Below are 16,212 nucleotides of genomic sequence, written 5' to 3' on the forward strand. Positions count from 1 at the left end.
TGCTTCTTAAAATATTTTATGTTGAAAGAGTATCCTAAAAAATCGGAGTACCTCTTTATACGTTACCATATTTTCTTGGTAAATAGCTTTTAAACCCACTTTTTTTGATACGCTGCTATACTTTCATATTCTTCTTCCAATTGACGGGACAGACGGATATAGATTGGCGTTAAATCTTTATATTTTTCCACACTTTCCATGTTTGGCTCATGATGGAAATCTGCACCTACCATTTCAGAAACTACAGATAATGTATCTATTTCACCTAAACTATATAAACCGAGGATTGCAGCTCCTAAGCAAGAGCTTTCGAAACTTTCCGGAACATATACGTCTTGATGGAAGATGTCCGCCATCATCTGTCTCCAAAGCTCCGACCTTGCAAAGCCGCCTGTCGCTTGAATTTTTTTCGGTTCGCCAATTAACTCTTTTAAAGCGAGAAGAACCGTATATAAATTATAAATTACTCCTTCTAAAACAGCACGGATAAGATGTTCTTTCTTATGATGCAATCCGAGTCCAAAGAAAGATCCTCGTGCATTTGCATTCCATAAAGGAGCTCTTTCTCCTGCTAAATACGGGTGAAACAATAAACCGTCAGATCCAGGATTCACTTTTGCTGCTATTTCAGTAAGCACTTCATATGGATCTTTTCCTAAACGCTTCGCAAGCTCAATCTCTGAAGTGCCTAATTGATCACGAGCCCATCTGAAAATCATACCACCGTTATTAACAGGTCCACCAATTACCCAATGCTCTTCAGTTAAGGCGTAACAAAAAATTCTACCTTTTGGATCTGTTACAGGACGATTTGTTACAGCACGTATCGCACCGCTTGTACCAATTGTAACAGCCACAACACCAGGATCAATTGCATTTACACCTAAATTGGATAGGACTCCATCACTCGCTCCTACTACAAAAGGCGTAGAAACAAGTACATTCATCTCTTTGGCAAGCTCTTCATCTAATCCTGTTAAACTGTGCGTTGTTGGAACAAGCTTTGAAAGCTTTTCATCTGTAATTCCCGCAACATGTAAAGCCTCGTCATCCCATTTTAAAGATTTCAAATTAAACATCCCTGTTGCTGACGCTATAGAATAATCAATTACATACTCTTTATATAACTTGTAAAAAACATATTCTTTAATAGAAATGAATTTATAACTTTTTGCGAATAACTCTGCCTGCTCATTCTGTAGCCAAACTAATTTCGAAAGTGGTGACATCGGATGAATTGGTGTCCCAGTACGAAGGTAAATTTCATGACCATTCATATCATTCTTTATTTTCTCCGCCCAGCTTGCACTTCTATTATCTGCCCAAGTAATACATCCCGTTAATGGATTCCCCTTTTCATCTACAGCAATGAGACTATGCATTGCCGAGCTAAAAGAGACACAAAGAATATCACTTGGCTGTACACTACTTGATTGTATAGTTTCTTTAATCGTATTTATTACTGCACGAAAAATTTCTTCTGGGTCTTGTTCTGCTATTTCAGGTGTAGGAGAATATAAAGGATATTCAATTCCATGACTTGCAATAACAGATCCATCAGTAGAAAATAGAACTGATTTTGTACTAGTTGTCCCAATGTCTACACCAATCATATATTTTGAGCTCACCATTTCTTCCTCCTAACAAAAAATTGTTACAGTATCCCACCATAAAAATACATTCCTTTTATCTATTGATAACGTTGTATGCCACAATTATCTAAATAGAAACATCTTTATCTTAAACAAACATATCGAGTAGTAAAACTCCTCCAAAAGCGATAAATGAAAGTAACGTTTCTAATACTGTCCATGTTTTAAATGTTTCTTTCACTGTTAAACCTAGGTATTCTTTTACCATCCAAAAACCAGCATCGTTTACGTGTGAAAACATTAATGCTCCTGCACCTGTTGCAATAACGAGTAACTCTAAGTTCACACCTGTTGTATTTTCAACGATTGGCGAAACGATACCCGCTGCTGTTGTTAAAGCGACTGTCGCTGACCCTGTTGCAATTCGAATTAATCCTGCTACTATAAATGCTAATACAATTGGGGATAGAGCTAAATGCTCAGACATTTGAGCAATAGCATTGCCTACACCACTATCGATAAGAATTTGCTTAAATCCCCCGCCGGCACCAATAATCGCAACAATTGAACCGATTGGTAATAAGCTATCTTCTGTTACCTTCTTAATAGCCTTTTTATCGATACCTTGGCGAAATCCAAGAAAATAAAACGCTGCAAAACATGCAATCAATAGTGCAATGATAGGACTACCGATTAATGTGACAGTCTTCATCAAAGTAGTAGAAAGAGGCACATAAGGAGCTGCTGCAGCTAAAACCATTAACATAACAGGTAACAATATAACTAAAAATGAAACTCCTATTCCTGGTAATTTCGTTGATTTTGTATTTACACGAATCAATTCTGGCTCATTTTCAGGAATTACACGTTTGTGAATCCATTTCGCAAATATAGGACCTGCAATAATCGCTGCAAAAAATGTAATAATGAGTGAATACATTAGTACCTTCCCAAGATTCGCTTTATAAATACCAATTGCTACAATTGCCCCTGGATGCGGAGGAACAAGGCCGTGTACGACAGATAGCCCAGCAATTGCTGGTAATGCTATCAATAAAATATTTTGTTTCGTTGTTTTATGAATTGAAATTACTAACGGTAGTAATATTAAAATACCTACTTCAAAAAACACCGGGATTCCAATAATAAAACCTGCAATTAACATAGCCCATGGTAAGTTTTTTATCCCAAAGGATTTTATAAAGAACTCTGCCACCTGCATTCCAGCACCTGACTCTGCCATCATTTTCCCTAAAATTGTACCTAATACTAAAATACCTACTAAATGCCCGAGAACACTTCCAACTCCCGTTTCATAAGCACTCACTATTTTATCCATTGGCATTCCAGACATAATTGCTAAAAACAAACTTGCAACCGTTAAACTAATAAACGCATGCCATCTCCACCACGATACCCCTAAAATAACAATTACAATTGATAATAATGTAATAATTAAAAGGTACATATTCATACTCAATCCCCCTTTATGTAAACCCTTTCATAATTACTATATAATGAAAAGAACCTATATAGTTCTTACTTGAGTAAAAGATACCTTTACATATTGCTATACGTTTAAAAGCATCTTCACATTATAATGATTTATATAAAAAGAATCTCCCTTATTAGAGATACACTATAACTCATCTCTCTAATAAGGGGATTTCTCTTTCATAATTATAATGTTATTGTGATAAACGCTTCGCGCGATCAATTTTTCCTTTTTTAAAAGTGAATGACACTTTCATCTCTGCTTTTTTCACGTAGTAAGACTACAAAATCAGGATCCAGTTTAAACGATGAAGTTACTTAGGATTTGTCCTCTCATGAAAAGCAATTTTCGGAAAGCACCTTCACTTTCATGCATTATAATTTAGGAGCTTTCGCCCAATCCGCAGCAAATTTCTCAATACCTTGGTCTGTTAATGGGTGCATAGCAAGTTGCTCGATTACTTTATAAGGGATTGTTGCAATGTGAGCACCTGCCATCGCTACACGAGTTACATGATCTGGATGTCTGACAGAAGCCGCAATAATTTGTGTATCTAATTGATGAACATCGAATAATTCAGCAATTTTAGCAACTAATAGTACACCATCTTCAGAAATATCATCTAAACGTCCTAAAAATGGAGAAACGTACGTTGCACCTGCTCGAGCAGCTAAAAGTGCTTGGTTCACAGTGAAAATAAGTGTAACGTTCGTTTTCACACCTTTTTCAGTAAGATAGCGACAAGCTTCTAATCCTGCTAGCGTCATTGGAAGTTTTATCGTGACGTTTTTATCGCCACCGTTAATTTTAATTAATTCTTCTGCTTGAGCAATCATTTCTTCAGCTGTAACAGCATCTGGCGTTACTTCTGCCGAAACAGACTCAACTTTAGGTACTGCCTGACAAATTTCTGCGATACGGTCTTCAAACTTAACGCCCTCTTTTGCTACTAAAGAAGGATTCGTTGTAACACCAGCTAAAACTCCAAGTTTATATGCTTTTTTTATGTCCTCAAGATTTGCAGTATCAATAAAAAATTTCATGATCAATTCCCTCCAGTTTTTAAACGTTGATGAGTTACATGTTTAATATGCTTATCCCGTAAAAGCCCGATTGATGTGGAATAAAGCCCCTACTTATTAAAGTTTCACTTTATTTCTTTTCTACTGCATGTCCGCCAAATTCATTACGCAGAGCTGCTACAACTTTTCCTGTAAATGTATCATTGTCTAATGAGCGGTAGCGCATTAATAGAGACATTGCGATAACAGGCGTTGCTGTTTGAAGGTCTAATGCTGTTTCTACTGTCCATTTTCCTTCACCAGAAGAATGCATAACCCCCTTAATTTCATCCAGTTTTGCATCTTTAGAAAATGCATTTTCTGTTAATTCCATTAACCAAGAACGAATGACTGAACCGTTGTTCCATACTCTTGATACTTTTTCATAATCGTAGTCAAATTCACTTTTCTCTAGAATCTCAAATCCTTCACCAATAGCAGCCATCATACCGTATTCAATTCCGTTATGAACCATTTTTAAGAAGTGACCACTACCAGCTTTTCCAGCATATAAGAATCCATTTTCTACAGCAGTATCCCGGAAGATAGGTTCAACGATGTCCCAAGCTTCTTGATCTCCTCCGATCATGTAACAAGCACCATTACGAGCGCCTTCCATTCCGCCAGAAGTTCCTGCATCCATAAAGTGAATGCCATCTTTCTTTAATTGCTCATATCGGCGGATAGACTCTTTATAATGTGAATTACCAGCTTCAATTAAAATATCTCCTTTTGATAAAAGTGGTGTAACCTCATCAATAACAGAATCAACAACAGCGTGTGGTACCATTACCCAAAGAATTCTTGGTGATTGTAATGACTGAACAAGTTCACTTAAACTAGATGTACCCGTTGCCCCGTACTCTTTCATTTCTTCTACTGCGCTCGTATTTAAATCAAATGCTACTACTTCATGTTTATGATCCATTAAATTTTTCCCTAAATTTAATCCCATTTTACCTAACCCAATTAATCCTACTTGCATAATATAATTCCTCCTCAAATCATCTTTTATTAAAAATCCATATCACTACAATCTGGAATACCTTTCAGCACTGAAATGTTAGTATGTACAGAAAGGTATTCACAGTCATAGCTTAAGAATTCAACACATTTTTTGTAATTTGAACAACATTTTCTGTCGTAAATCCAAATAGATTCATGACTTCAGCTCCAGTTCCTGAAGCTCCAAATGTTTCAATTGATAGTACTTTTCCTTCTTGTCCTACATAACGTTCCCAACCTAGAGATACACCCATTTCAAGAGATACTCGTTTCGTTATAGAAGACGGAAGAACGGATTCTTTATATTCGTTCGATTGGCGATCGAATAACTCCCAGCTCGGCATTGCAACGATGCGAACAGAAACTTGATCTTCTTCTAATTTTGCTTTCGCACTAGTAGCTAAGGATACTTCAGAACCTGTCGCAATTAAAATTACATCCGGATTTTCATTCGTTTGTGTTAATACGTAAGCTCCTTTAGAGAGATTCTCTATGTTCGCTTTCGTTTCATTAAACACCGGTAAATTTTGACGGCTCAGTACTAAAACGACTGGACCATCCGTTTGCTGTAAAGCATACGCCCAAGCACTTGCTGTTTCATTTGCATCTGACGGACGGATAACTGTTAGACCAGGAATTGCTCGAAGCGCTGCCAATTGTTCAATTGGTTCATGCGTTGGACCATCTTCTCCTACAGCAATCGAATCATGTGTAAATACGTAAGTAACAGGTAAATTTTGCAGTGCAGCCAGTCGAATCGATGGACGAAGGTAATCATTAAATACAAAGAATGTACTTACGAAAGGTTTTACTCCTCCATGGAGAGCCAGTCCATTCGCTGCCGCGCCCATTGCGTGTTCACGTACACCGAAGTATATATTTCGTCCAGCATACGATTCTACCGCGTACACAGCTTCACCTTTTATATCTGTCATAGTGGAATGAGAAAGATCTGCACTTCCACCGAAAATAGAAGGAATCGATTTCACATAATGATTAATAGCTTCCCCACTTGCAACACGAGTGGAAATCGTTTTTTCAATATCAAAGGATAGAATGTCTTTCGCTTCAATTAAAACCTCACCTGTAATCGCTTTTTCTAATTCATCTGCTAGTGCAGGGTTCGACTCTCTGTATGAATTGAACTGCTCATTCCAGTCATTTTCTTTTTCAATACCTTTTTGTTTTAGTTCATTAAAATGAGCTGTTACTTCTTCAGGCACAAAGAAGTCTTCCTCATAGTGCCAACCATACACTTGTTTTGTCGCTGTCGCTTCTTCTACTCCAAGCGGATTACCATGTGCTTTGTTCGTTCCAGCAACTTTTGGACTTCCATAACCTATAATGGTTCTAATTTCTATAAGAGTAGGTTGATCCGTATTTTCTTTCGCTAATGTAATGGCTTTTGTAATAGCATCGACATCGTTTCCATCTTCAACTCTTACATATTGCCAATGTACAGATTCTGCCCTTTTCTGAATATCTTCAGAGAAAGCAATGCCTAATTCACCATCAAGTGAAATTTCATTTGAATCATACAGTACAATTAACTTGCCAAGTTTCATATGTCCTGCCATTGACATCGCTTCATAAGCGACACCCTCCATTAAGTCACCATCTCCGACTAAAGCATACGTATTGTGATCTATAATAGAGTGACCATCCTTATTAAACTTCGCTGCTAAATGAGCTTCTGCCATTGCCATTCCGACAGCATTAGCAATCCCTTGTCCTAACGGGCCTGTAGTCGCTTCAACTCCAGGAGTATGACCAAACTCAGGATGTCCTGGTGTTTTACTATTTAACTTTCTGAAGTTTTTCAAGTCATCAATTGAAACGTCATATCCAGCTAAATGAAGTAGGCTATATAACAGACTAGATCCATGTCCCGCCGATAAAACGAAACGATCACGGTTAAACCATTCTGGGTGATTAGGATTGTAATTTAAATGATTCGCCCATAATGCATAAGCCATTGGTGCTGCTCCCATCGGAAGACCTGGATGACCTGAGTTTGCCGCATTAATAGCATCAATCGATAACGTACGAAGTGTATTCACTGCTAATTGATTTATGTTTTGTGTCATAGTAATCGTCCCCCTAAATGCTTTCATGAAAGAAAGTACTTATTTTTCCGTCTCTTGATCTAACCACCATTTAAATCCACTTTCTTGCAACAGTTCATTAGACGCTTCTGGACCATATGAACCAGACTCATATTCATGAAGCGGTAATAAGTTTTCCTCGAACGCTTCAAGAATTGGTTGTACCCATTCCCATGACAATTCAACTTCTCTCCAATGTGCAAAGAATGTAGCGTCTCCACTCACCGCATCATGAATGAGTCTTTCATACGCTTCAGGTACTCCCACATCCACTTGCTCGCAAGTAAAGTTAATACGCATCGGTTCAATCTCTCCATTTTTCAATGGATTTTTACTATTTAACTGTAATGAAACATTCTCACCTGGGCTAATTTCAATTATTAATAAGTTAGGTGCTGCATTTGGATTATTATCTTGATATTGCTGTTTTAACGTATTTTTAAACTCGATTACAATACGAGTGGACTTTTCTTTCATTCGTTTTCCTGTTCGTATATAGAAGGGAACGCCAGTCCAAAATGGATTATCGATCCACAAACGAGCAGCAACAAATGTGTCTATGTTAGAAGAAGGATTTACTCCTGGCTCCTCTTTATACGCTACAACTTGCCCGCCTTTTATCTCTCCTGAAGAGTATTGACCTCGAATGATATGGCTTTGAACGTCTTCTTTTTTCACTTTACGAAGCGTCTCCATTACCTTTCGTTTTTCCTCTCGAATTTCACATGCATTAACCTTTTCCGGCAGATTCATAGCAGTCATCATTAATATTTGTAACATATGATTTTGAACCATATCTCGAATGGCTCCTGCATGATCATAATATCCGGCTCTTTCTTCAACCCCAACTGTTTCACTAGCTGTAATTTGTACATTTGCTATATGTTCTTTGTTCCAAATCGATTGGAGAACAGGATTTGCAAATTCTAGTGCTTCAAGGTTTTGAATCATCGGTTTACCTAAATAGTGATCAATACGGTATATCTCGTCTTCTTCAAACGTGCGACTAAGCTTATCATTAAGCTCACGAGCAGATGTAAGGTCGTGCCCAAACGGTTTCTCAATCATCAGGCGTTTCCATCCATCTGTTTTATCAAGTCCGCTTTCCTTAATATTTAAAGCAATCGTCTCGAAAAATTCAGGAGCAACTGAAAGATAGAACATTCTATTACCTTTTATATGTAGTTCCTCTTCCCTTTCACGAACGACTTGTAATAACCTCTCATAGTCTTCCGGTTTACTCACATCTAATGGACAATAGCGAAAATTATCTAAAAAACCTTCGAGTTCCGGAGTACCTTCTTCCCTCTGACGAGAAAACGTCTCTATTGATTCTTTTATTCTTTCTTGAAAATCTTCATGAGATACTTGACGTCTTCCAAGCCCGATAACAGATATCTGCTTTGGAAGCTTTTGATCTCTATATAAGTTATATAGCGCGGGGTAAATTTTGCGTTTCGCTAAGTCCCCTGTCGCTCCAAATAAAACAAAGGTCATTGATTCCAATTTCAGTCCCCCTCTTGTTGTATAATCCTCGTCAATATACTAAAAATGAATTGTACAGAAGCTCATACTCTTATACTTCCTGTTTTTATAAAAAACAAAGAGTTATCTAATTCCAATTCTTTTTATACCTTTCGCTCTCTCATTGTCCCCAATATTAATAGTGGCAATTCAAAGCATTTCTACTGCAACTTACTTATTTATAGAACTTAACGAAATATTTTATATCTAATTACTTTTAGTAATTAAGTAATCTTATGTCTAATATATTAACCACATAAATTATTATCGTCAATAAAAATGTCTTGAATTAAATACTATTTATTTCATAATACTTTTCTAAGTGTATTCCTAGTTACCATTCATTTTCAAAGATAATGATCAATATAATAAATATCAGTTTCATCGAAATCTTCAATTAATTTTCCGTTAAACTCGCGAGCAGACGTTACATTATAATCAAAAGGCTTCTCTATAATAAGACGGTTTAATCCTTTTGTAGCCCACAATCCACTCTCTTTAATATTTAAAGCAATCACATCAAATACTTCTGGTATAACAGATAGATAAAACATACGGTTTTCAGGAATGTTTAATTCTGTTTCACGCTTTTTTACAAGGCTCAGTAAATCTTGATAGCCCACTATATTCGCTGTATCTAATTGACAATAACGAAATGTGCTAATAAATTCTTCTACTCCTGATTCGTCATCAGAAGATATTCTAGAAAATGTAGCAAGGGATTGTTCTACCTTTGTTTGAAATTCCAAATCTGACATTGCCCTTCTGCCAATACCGATAATCGAAATAGATTGTGGTATATTTTGATTACTAAATAGTTTATATAAAGCAGGGTAAATTTTGCGTTTCGCTAAATCCCCTGTCGCTCCGAATAAAGTGAAACTTTAATCAGCCCTCACCAATCGGGCTTTTACGAGCAGCCCAACTCCCACCTAACTTCTTTGCTTTCGCTGAATTTTGAGGCGGGGGTCTTACTGCCTGTTAATGCGGGATAAACGTAATGAATAAATCATGCTGCAAAAATAACATCTACCCTTTCTTCAAAAAGCTTTACAGTAGTTTTTAGAAGTACGTTACATTATTTCATTTCATGCACTTTCCTCTTCTTTATATAAAATTCTCACTAACCAAATTCAAAATATTATACTTATTTTTCGTACTTTGCTATGCTATAACCACAAACAGGAGGTATAAACTATGAAAGCACAAATTATCCATTCTTTTGGGGATTCATCTGTATTTCAATTAGAAGAAGTTTCAAAACCAAAACTTTTACCAGGTCATGTTCTAATCGATGTAAAAGCAACAAGTGTAAATCCAATCGATACAAAAATGCGTAGTGGTGCCGTTTCAGCAGTCGCTCCTGAGTTTCCAGCTATATTACACGGCGATGTAGCTGGTATTGTTATTGAAGTAGGAGAAGGTGTTTCGAAATTTAAATGTGGGGATGAAGTATACGGATGTGCCGGAGGTTTTAAAGAAACTGGAGGTGCACTTGCAGAATTTATGCTTGCTGATGCGCGATTAATTGCTCACAAACCTAAAAATTTAACAATGGAAGAAGCAGCTGCTCTACCATTAGTGGCAATTACAGCTTGGGAATCTTTATTTGATCGTGCAAATATTAAACCTGGTCAAAATGTTCTCATTCATGGAGCTACTGGTGGCGTAGGACACGTAGCCATTCAACTAGCTAAATGGGCAGGTGCTAAAGTTTTTACAACCGCTTCTCAGCAAAGCAAAATAGAAATAGCCCATCGTTTAGGAGCCGATATAGCTATTAATTATAAAGAAGAATCTGTTCAAGAATATGTACAAAAACATACGAACGGAAACGGATTTGAAGTTATATTTGATACAGTAGGCGGCAAGAATCTTGATCATTCTTTTGAAGCTGCCGCAGTTAATGGAACTGTCGTAACAATTGCAGCTCGTTCAACCCATGACCTCTCTCCTTTACACGCAAAAGGACTTACTCTGCACGTTACTTTTATGGCGTTAAAAATATTACATACCGATAAACGTGACGCTTGCGGGGAAATTTTGACTAAACTAACTCAAATAGTAGAAGAAGGAAAACTTCGTCCATTGCTAGATTCGAAAACTTTCACGTTTGATGAAGTTGCACAAGCACACAAGTATTTGGAGTCGAATAATGCAATAGGTAAAATAGTGTTGAAAAATGTTTGGTAACTATAACTAGATAATATACATAATAATTCATGCTGTTTAGCTTATTAAGCGTAATGCGTAGATTAATTGTACAAATGTCAAACAAGGCGATCAAAAATGATCGCCTTGTTCTTTTTAAAAATATAATAGTATTTTTCCGATTTCATCAATAGCATAGTCCTATCCCGAAAAAGAGCGAATAACTCTACTATAACTAAATCGTATTATTACATTTGAATATTACTTATGAAATTTCACACGTTCTTCAAGCGGTTGGAATTCTTTTTCACCTGGAGTAGCAGTTGGATTACCAAATGGCATTTGTGCAATTAGTTTCCAATTAGCAGGGACATTCCATTCTTGTTTTACCTCATCGTCAATTAATGGATTATAATGTTGTAAAGATGCCCCTAATCCCTCTGCTTCTAAACCTGTCCACACGACTAATTGGTGCATACCTGATGCTTGGTGTGACCAAATTGGGAAGTTTTCAGCATATGCAGCAAATTTTTCTTGAAGCGATTTAACGATAGCCTCATCTTCAAAGAATAGTACTGTTCCATAACCAGCTTTAAAAGAATCCATTTTTTGTTGCGTTCCTGAGAAATCTCCATCTCCAACTACTTTTCTTAATGTTTCAGTTGTAATATCCCATAATTTATCATGAGCTTCACCAAATAATACAACTAATCGCGCAGTTTGAGAATTGAAAGCTGATGGAGTATATTTCACAGCAAACTCCACGATTTCTTTAATTTTTTCATCCGATACTTGTACCTCTTTGTTAATTCCATAGTAAGTACGTCTTTCTTTCAGTGCAGTATAGAAATCTTTTGTCATAATTCATTTCCTCCTAAGTTTTAATATTCTTCAAAAGGATACATCTCAAAGATAATATGCGTTTAAATGAGTTCATTTTTGAATCATTGAACTTCCTAACACCCATTGCCAGTCATTCTAAATCTAAACACATCACTTCCTTCAATTTCCCTAAAAAAGACTTATAACATCATTCATAAAATCTAGTGATCATTCGGTACTATTTTACCCATTCTCTATTCATGTATCCTGCGTGTTTCATATTTACACAAACATGAAAATAAACTTAAATTGATAGTTAAAAAGCCAGGTAGCATGAATAATGCATTACCTGGCTTTTTACATTTTAAATTTAACTAAATATTACTAATGAACTGTAGTAGAAACCATACTGGTCACTTATTTAATAATTAACATCTCATAAGGATTTACATATTAGTAATTGCTTATAATACTCCATTATCTAATATGAAAGTATAAAAATACTTTCATTACTGATTTAACTGATTTTTCACCGCTCTTATAACCAATTCATGATCTTCTTCTGGTGGTAATCCTGAAACTGTTATCATTCCAATAACCCCTACGTTTTTTATTCTGATAGGAAAGCATCCACCAAACGCAGCATATTCCGAAGTATCTAAAAGATATTTTTCATTATATGAAATTCCAGTTATTTCACTTTGTATCTGCATATAATACGAGCTACGATCATGCAGGGAAACGACTCGTTTTTTACGCTCAATCCATTTCGTATTTTCCTCATTTGTCCCTGTCATCTTGAAATGAAATAATTGCACACCATTTTTCGTTATATCAACAGCAATCAATTTCCCTTCTTGCTTCGCTGTTTCAACGATAAATAAACCTAGTTGCAAGGCATCTTCATTTGTAAAAGAGGAAAATTGAAGTGTTTCCTCCTCTTTTAAAATTTGTTTACTTATTTCATTCAAATTTGAAGTACTCATATCTTTAACCTCCATAATTGTTTTATGCCACACCGACATTTTTTCGAAATTATTAGGCCATATAGTACAACCTTTCAATCAATCTGATTCCAAATAAACTGCTGTAACATCGTTGGTAACTAGTACCGTAAAGCTTGTTTTCTTCTTACTGATGCTATTATGAATGATATTCAAAGTTATAAAAAGTACTATTCTACTTATCCCTATCTTACAGAGACTATTATGAAATATATTTAACATCTTAAAAATGTATGTACTAAAGAATAATATTTTTAATCACTAACTTTTTTGATCAATCGTTATAATCCAATTTCATCAAAATTTTTATCAATTATTACACTATCCAACAATAGGAGGAAACATAGATGGATGAACATATATCCAAAAGCTAAAAAGCAATTGAGTCCCTTGAGGGAATAGTTATAATTCACTACTTATAGAAATAGACATACAAAAACGCCATCCTTTCCTATAATTCTAAAGAAAGAATAGCGTATTCTTTTCAAAAATGAGTTCTTTTATTGAGAAACTTTGATTCTATATCATACATAAAAGGGCAACCATTGCTAAAACAGCTGGAAGTCCTTGTTTCACAATAATTGATTTATTAGATGTGAAACCTCCGAAAATAGCTGCTACCACCACACAAATCACAAAAAATAATTGGACCATATAACCAATTGGATTGAGTCCAAGTACAAGTCCCCAAATGAGACCAGCCGCTAAAAATCCATTATATAAACCTTGGTTTGCAAACATAATGGCTACGTTTCGATCTCCTTCTAAATGCTTCGGTAATTTGAAAACACGTTTCGCTACTTTTGAATCAATAAAAAACATTTCAAGGATCATGATAAACAAATGTTCTAATGCTACGATCCCGACTAAAATAGCTACGATTATTTCCACACTATTCTGCCCCCTACACTCTCTATTCTTTAATATTCCCTACATTTTTTTGCATCTGTAATAGAACATGAATAAGTATTTTGCGTTCTTCTCCACTGATATTTACGAACATTCCCTTCATGAAACGTTCCTTTTCTTTCTTGTCAAAACATTAATTGATATATCAATTATTGATACATCAATTAATATACATCTCTCTTTTTATTTTTGCAAGTTTTTTTGCTCAATTGGTTTTATTTTGTTCCAGCAACTTTAAACCAATTCAAAACATCAGTTCGCATTTCTAGAAATCATAATTACTTTAAGTTCATTCTGACAATCATATTTAACTAAATATATAAAAGAATTAAGTTATATCTCCATCAATTTATAAAAATTAATTTTTTTCTAAAAACAGATACTTTACGTTTTTTATAGTAATAAAAATCATTTTTTTGTTTCAGAGGCAATCCATTTTGTTAGCCTGATGTGCATAAGATAGCACCCATATGGAGAACCAATTATCTTTCAAGAAAACGGCTTGAAATCTGGATTTGGTACAAGAGTTGCCTACTTCCGTGATCCAGATGGTACTAATTTAGAGCTAATTGCTCCAAAAGGTCCATTTAGACGTGAATAATAAATTAATACCGAAACAGCCACCTTATCTGAAAGGTGGCTGTTTGTTAATAGATTGAATAAAAAGGACAAACTCTCCAACTTGAGAAGTTTGTCCAAAAATAGATATTTCATATTCCACTACTTTGACACTAAAATCAACAATAGTGAATTAGAATAATGACTTAATACTTGCTAAAACTGTAAGTACACCTACAATAATAACAAATACGTTGCTCATTTTCCCTTTGTATTTAGCTAGTACTGGCACTTTTTGAATCGCATACATCGGTAATAGACATAAGATAGCAGCAACTAAAGGACCGCTTAGAGAATCAATAAGTCCAAGAATACTTGGATTTGTATAAGCAACAAACCAGCATGATAATACAACAAAAGTAAGAATTATTGTCTTAATTGTTTTTTCTTCAATATCTTTTCCACGTGATTTACCAAACTTAATAATCATGTCACGCATTACTTCAAATGCTCCTATATAATGGCCTAGGAAAGACTTTGTAATAGCCACAAAAGCAATAATTGGAGCTGCAATAGTGATTACAGGCGAATTAAGCTCATTAGCAAGATATGAAAGAATTGATAAGTTTTGTTCTTTTGCCATTTTTATATCATCTGGAGTCAAGCTCAATGCGCTACTCCAAACGAAGAACATAACAACAGCGAATGTCATGATATAACAAACCTTTTGTATTTGCGCACATTTAGCATCAGTGGCTTCGATTCCATACGTAGCTCTCTGTTTCACAACAAATGATGAAATCATAGGTGAATGATTAAATGAGAATACGATGATTGGTAGAATCATCAATATCGTCCCAAAATAGCCTGTTCCTGTTGAAGCAGTTGAAACAGCTGAAAAACTAAGCATTGACGTATTCCACTGTGGAATTAAAGATATTGCGATAAACAGTAGAGAAACTATGAAAGGATACACTAACATACTCATTACCTTTACAGTAATATCTTGACCAAAATTCAGTATAGCGATAAGACCAAGAACTAATACAAGTGATAAAATAGCTCTTGGAGGTTCTGGCATGTGCAATTGATGCACGATAAAACTACTTGCAGTGTTTGTAAGCGCAACCGAATACATTAGTACGATTGTATAAATTGAACCGAAATATACGATGTTAAAAATGATACTCGCTTTATTTCCGAAATACTCTCTAATTGTACCTGTGATCCCCTCATCAGCAGAATTAGAAGCGTATATCATTTTAGCAAGTGCCCTATGTGAGTAGTACATAACTGGATATGCAAGCAATGTAATTAGTAGTAAAGATAATAAACCACCTGAACCTGCATTAATCGGTAAAAAGAGCACCCCTGCTCCAATTGCAGTTCCAAATAGACTGAGTGCCCATGTAGTATCCTGCTTATGCCACTTTTTCGGATCTGCATATTGCTCATTTTTTAGTGCGGTATTTTCAGCTTGAACTTCTATTTTCTTTGCAGTATTCCCGTTCATATAATAACTCCCCCTTGTATCTATTCCTGCATCTCTCTTTGCACCTAACAAATATTCCCTTTTCGGAAAATGAATTCCTTACAAGTTGCCCCACATTGTATGTCCTTCATCATAATGAATCCAAATTGAAACATTCGCTAATTAGCGTCCTAATATAATTGTTAGCGTTCACAAAAAAGTTTACTCGTAATATCCGCTCTTTATATAAAGAACCCTTAAGAGAACAATATAGAATAGACTTCATAAATACGTTGCAACATTTCTAATAACAGTGTATTACTTTAATGGTTTCTCTTTTTTACTTTTAACAGTAATTTTAGCTAAACCGGCCTCTCTTCATTTGCGAGGCATTTCTTTCTCAATTCTATACATTACTTTCATAACTTCGGTAGCACTGATGATATTGCTCACACAAGCCACTGAAGCACATTACATACATTTCGCCTCTAATCACACACCTTTCTTACTAATAA

Annotated in this window: 11 protein-coding genes and 2 pseudogenes; 2 read left to right on the forward strand and 11 right to left on the reverse strand. The window is 35.4% G+C overall.

Features of this window, described 5'->3' with window-relative positions; translation table 11 throughout:
- Positions 1–89 precede the first annotated feature (89 nt).
- The 7 genes and pseudogenes from gntK to ACTFR3_RS04455 all read right to left on the reverse strand — a co-directional run.
- Positions 90–1,631: a gluconokinase gene (gene gntK, locus ACTFR3_RS04425; protein WP_440044205.1), complete on the reverse strand. Its 1,542-nt coding sequence runs from the start codon at positions 1,629–1,631 to the stop codon at positions 90–92.
- 109 nt (positions 1,632–1,740) lie between these two features.
- Complete coding sequence (gene gntP / locus ACTFR3_RS04430) at positions 1,741–3,066, reverse strand: gluconate permease GntP (protein ID WP_001057602.1); 1,326 nt, start codon at positions 3,064–3,066, stop codon at positions 1,741–1,743.
- A gap of 395 nt (positions 3,067–3,461) precedes the next feature.
- Entirely contained in the window at positions 3,462–4,130 is a 669-nt protein-coding gene (gene fsa / locus ACTFR3_RS04435) for a fructose-6-phosphate aldolase (RefSeq protein WP_000667692.1), read from the reverse strand.
- A 109-nt stretch (positions 4,131–4,239) separates the two neighbouring features.
- Positions 4,240–5,133, reverse strand: coding sequence for a phosphogluconate dehydrogenase (NAD(+)-dependent, decarboxylating) (gene gnd / locus ACTFR3_RS04440; RefSeq protein ID WP_001195925.1), 894 nt, complete (start codon positions 5,131–5,133; stop codon positions 4,240–4,242).
- A 112-nt stretch (positions 5,134–5,245) separates the two neighbouring features.
- The gene (gene tkt, locus ACTFR3_RS04445) at positions 5,246–7,240 is read right to left on the reverse strand and encodes a transketolase (RefSeq protein ID WP_088020577.1); all 1,995 of its coding nucleotides are present in this window, start codon (positions 7,238–7,240) and stop codon (positions 5,246–5,248) included.
- Between the two features lie 39 nt (positions 7,241–7,279).
- Entirely contained in the window at positions 7,280–8,764 is a 1,485-nt protein-coding gene (gene zwf, locus ACTFR3_RS04450; protein WP_078994354.1) for a glucose-6-phosphate dehydrogenase, read from the reverse strand.
- A 365-nt stretch (positions 8,765–9,129) separates the two neighbouring features.
- Positions 9,130–9,645 (reverse strand): annotated as a pseudogene (locus tag ACTFR3_RS04455) (glucose-6-phosphate dehydrogenase); the annotation flags it as partial.
- Positions 9,646–9,979: 334 nt separating this feature from the next.
- Between ACTFR3_RS04455 and ACTFR3_RS04460 the strand changes: the two are divergent.
- A complete protein-coding gene (locus ACTFR3_RS04460) occupies positions 9,980–10,975 on the forward strand; it encodes a zinc-dependent alcohol dehydrogenase family protein (protein ID WP_063548088.1) in 996 nt (331 codons plus the stop codon).
- A gap of 219 nt (positions 10,976–11,194) precedes the next feature.
- Here the strand turns inward: ACTFR3_RS04460 and ACTFR3_RS04465 are convergent, their stop codons facing one another.
- From ACTFR3_RS04465 to ACTFR3_RS04475, 3 genes are all read right to left on the reverse strand, one after another.
- Entirely contained in the window at positions 11,195–11,794 is a 600-nt protein-coding gene (locus ACTFR3_RS04465) for a nitroreductase family protein (protein WP_000158939.1), read from the reverse strand.
- A 470-nt stretch (positions 11,795–12,264) separates the two neighbouring features.
- Positions 12,265–12,780: a heme-degrading domain-containing protein gene (locus tag ACTFR3_RS04470; protein ID WP_140157131.1), complete on the reverse strand. Its 516-nt coding sequence runs from the start codon at positions 12,778–12,780 to the stop codon at positions 12,265–12,267.
- A gap of 498 nt (positions 12,781–13,278) precedes the next feature.
- Positions 13,279–13,650, reverse strand: coding sequence for a DUF1304 domain-containing protein (locus tag ACTFR3_RS04475; RefSeq protein ID WP_063548092.1), 372 nt, complete (start codon positions 13,648–13,650; stop codon positions 13,279–13,281).
- Positions 13,651–14,134: 484 nt separating this feature from the next.
- On the opposite strand from ACTFR3_RS04475, the pseudogene ACTFR3_RS04480 reads away from it, so the two are divergent.
- Positions 14,135–14,269, forward strand: a pseudogene (locus ACTFR3_RS04480) (VOC family protein); the annotation flags it as partial.
- A gap of 150 nt (positions 14,270–14,419) precedes the next feature.
- On the opposite strand, the gene ACTFR3_RS04485 reads toward ACTFR3_RS04480, so the two are convergent.
- Complete coding sequence (locus ACTFR3_RS04485) at positions 14,420–15,739, reverse strand: aromatic amino acid transport family protein (protein WP_001014168.1); 1,320 nt, start codon at positions 15,737–15,739, stop codon at positions 14,420–14,422.
- Positions 15,740–16,212 lie beyond the last annotated feature (473 nt).

It is taken from the genome of Bacillus cereus group sp. MYBK14-1 (assembly GCF_051916885.1).
Taxonomy (GTDB): Bacteria; Bacillota; Bacilli; order Bacillales; family Bacillaceae_G; genus Bacillus_A; species Bacillus_A cereus.

Bases quoted from the DNA above. Each gene is read 5' to 3' on its own strand.
- ACTFR3_RS04460 (WP_063548088.1), top strand. From the start codon at position 9,980: ATGAAAGCACAAATTATCCATTCTTTTGGGGATTCATCTGTATTTCAA.
- ACTFR3_RS04465 (WP_000158939.1), bottom strand. From the start codon at position 11,794: ATGACAAAAGATTTCTATACTGCACTGAAAGAAAGACGTACTTACTAT.
- ACTFR3_RS04485 (WP_001014168.1), bottom strand. From the start codon at position 15,739: ATGAACGGGAATACTGCAAAGAAAATAGAAGTTCAAGCTGAAAATACC.
- gntP (WP_001057602.1), bottom strand. From the start codon at position 3,066: ATGAATATGTACCTTTTAATTATTACATTATTATCAATTGTAATTGTT.
- gnd (WP_001195925.1), bottom strand. From the start codon at position 5,133: ATGCAAGTAGGATTAATTGGGTTAGGTAAAATGGGATTAAATTTAGGG.
- fsa (WP_000667692.1), bottom strand. From the start codon at position 4,130: ATGAAATTTTTTATTGATACTGCAAATCTTGAGGACATAAAAAAAGCA.
- tkt (WP_088020577.1), bottom strand. From the start codon at position 7,240: ATGACACAAAACATAAATCAATTAGCAGTGAATACACTTCGTACGTTA.
- gntK (WP_440044205.1), bottom strand. From the start codon at position 1,631: ATGGTGAGCTCAAAATATATGATTGGTGTAGACATTGGGACAACTAGT.
- ACTFR3_RS04470 (WP_140157131.1), bottom strand. From the start codon at position 12,780: ATGTCGGTGTGGCATAAAACAATTATGGAGGTTAAAGATATGAGTACT.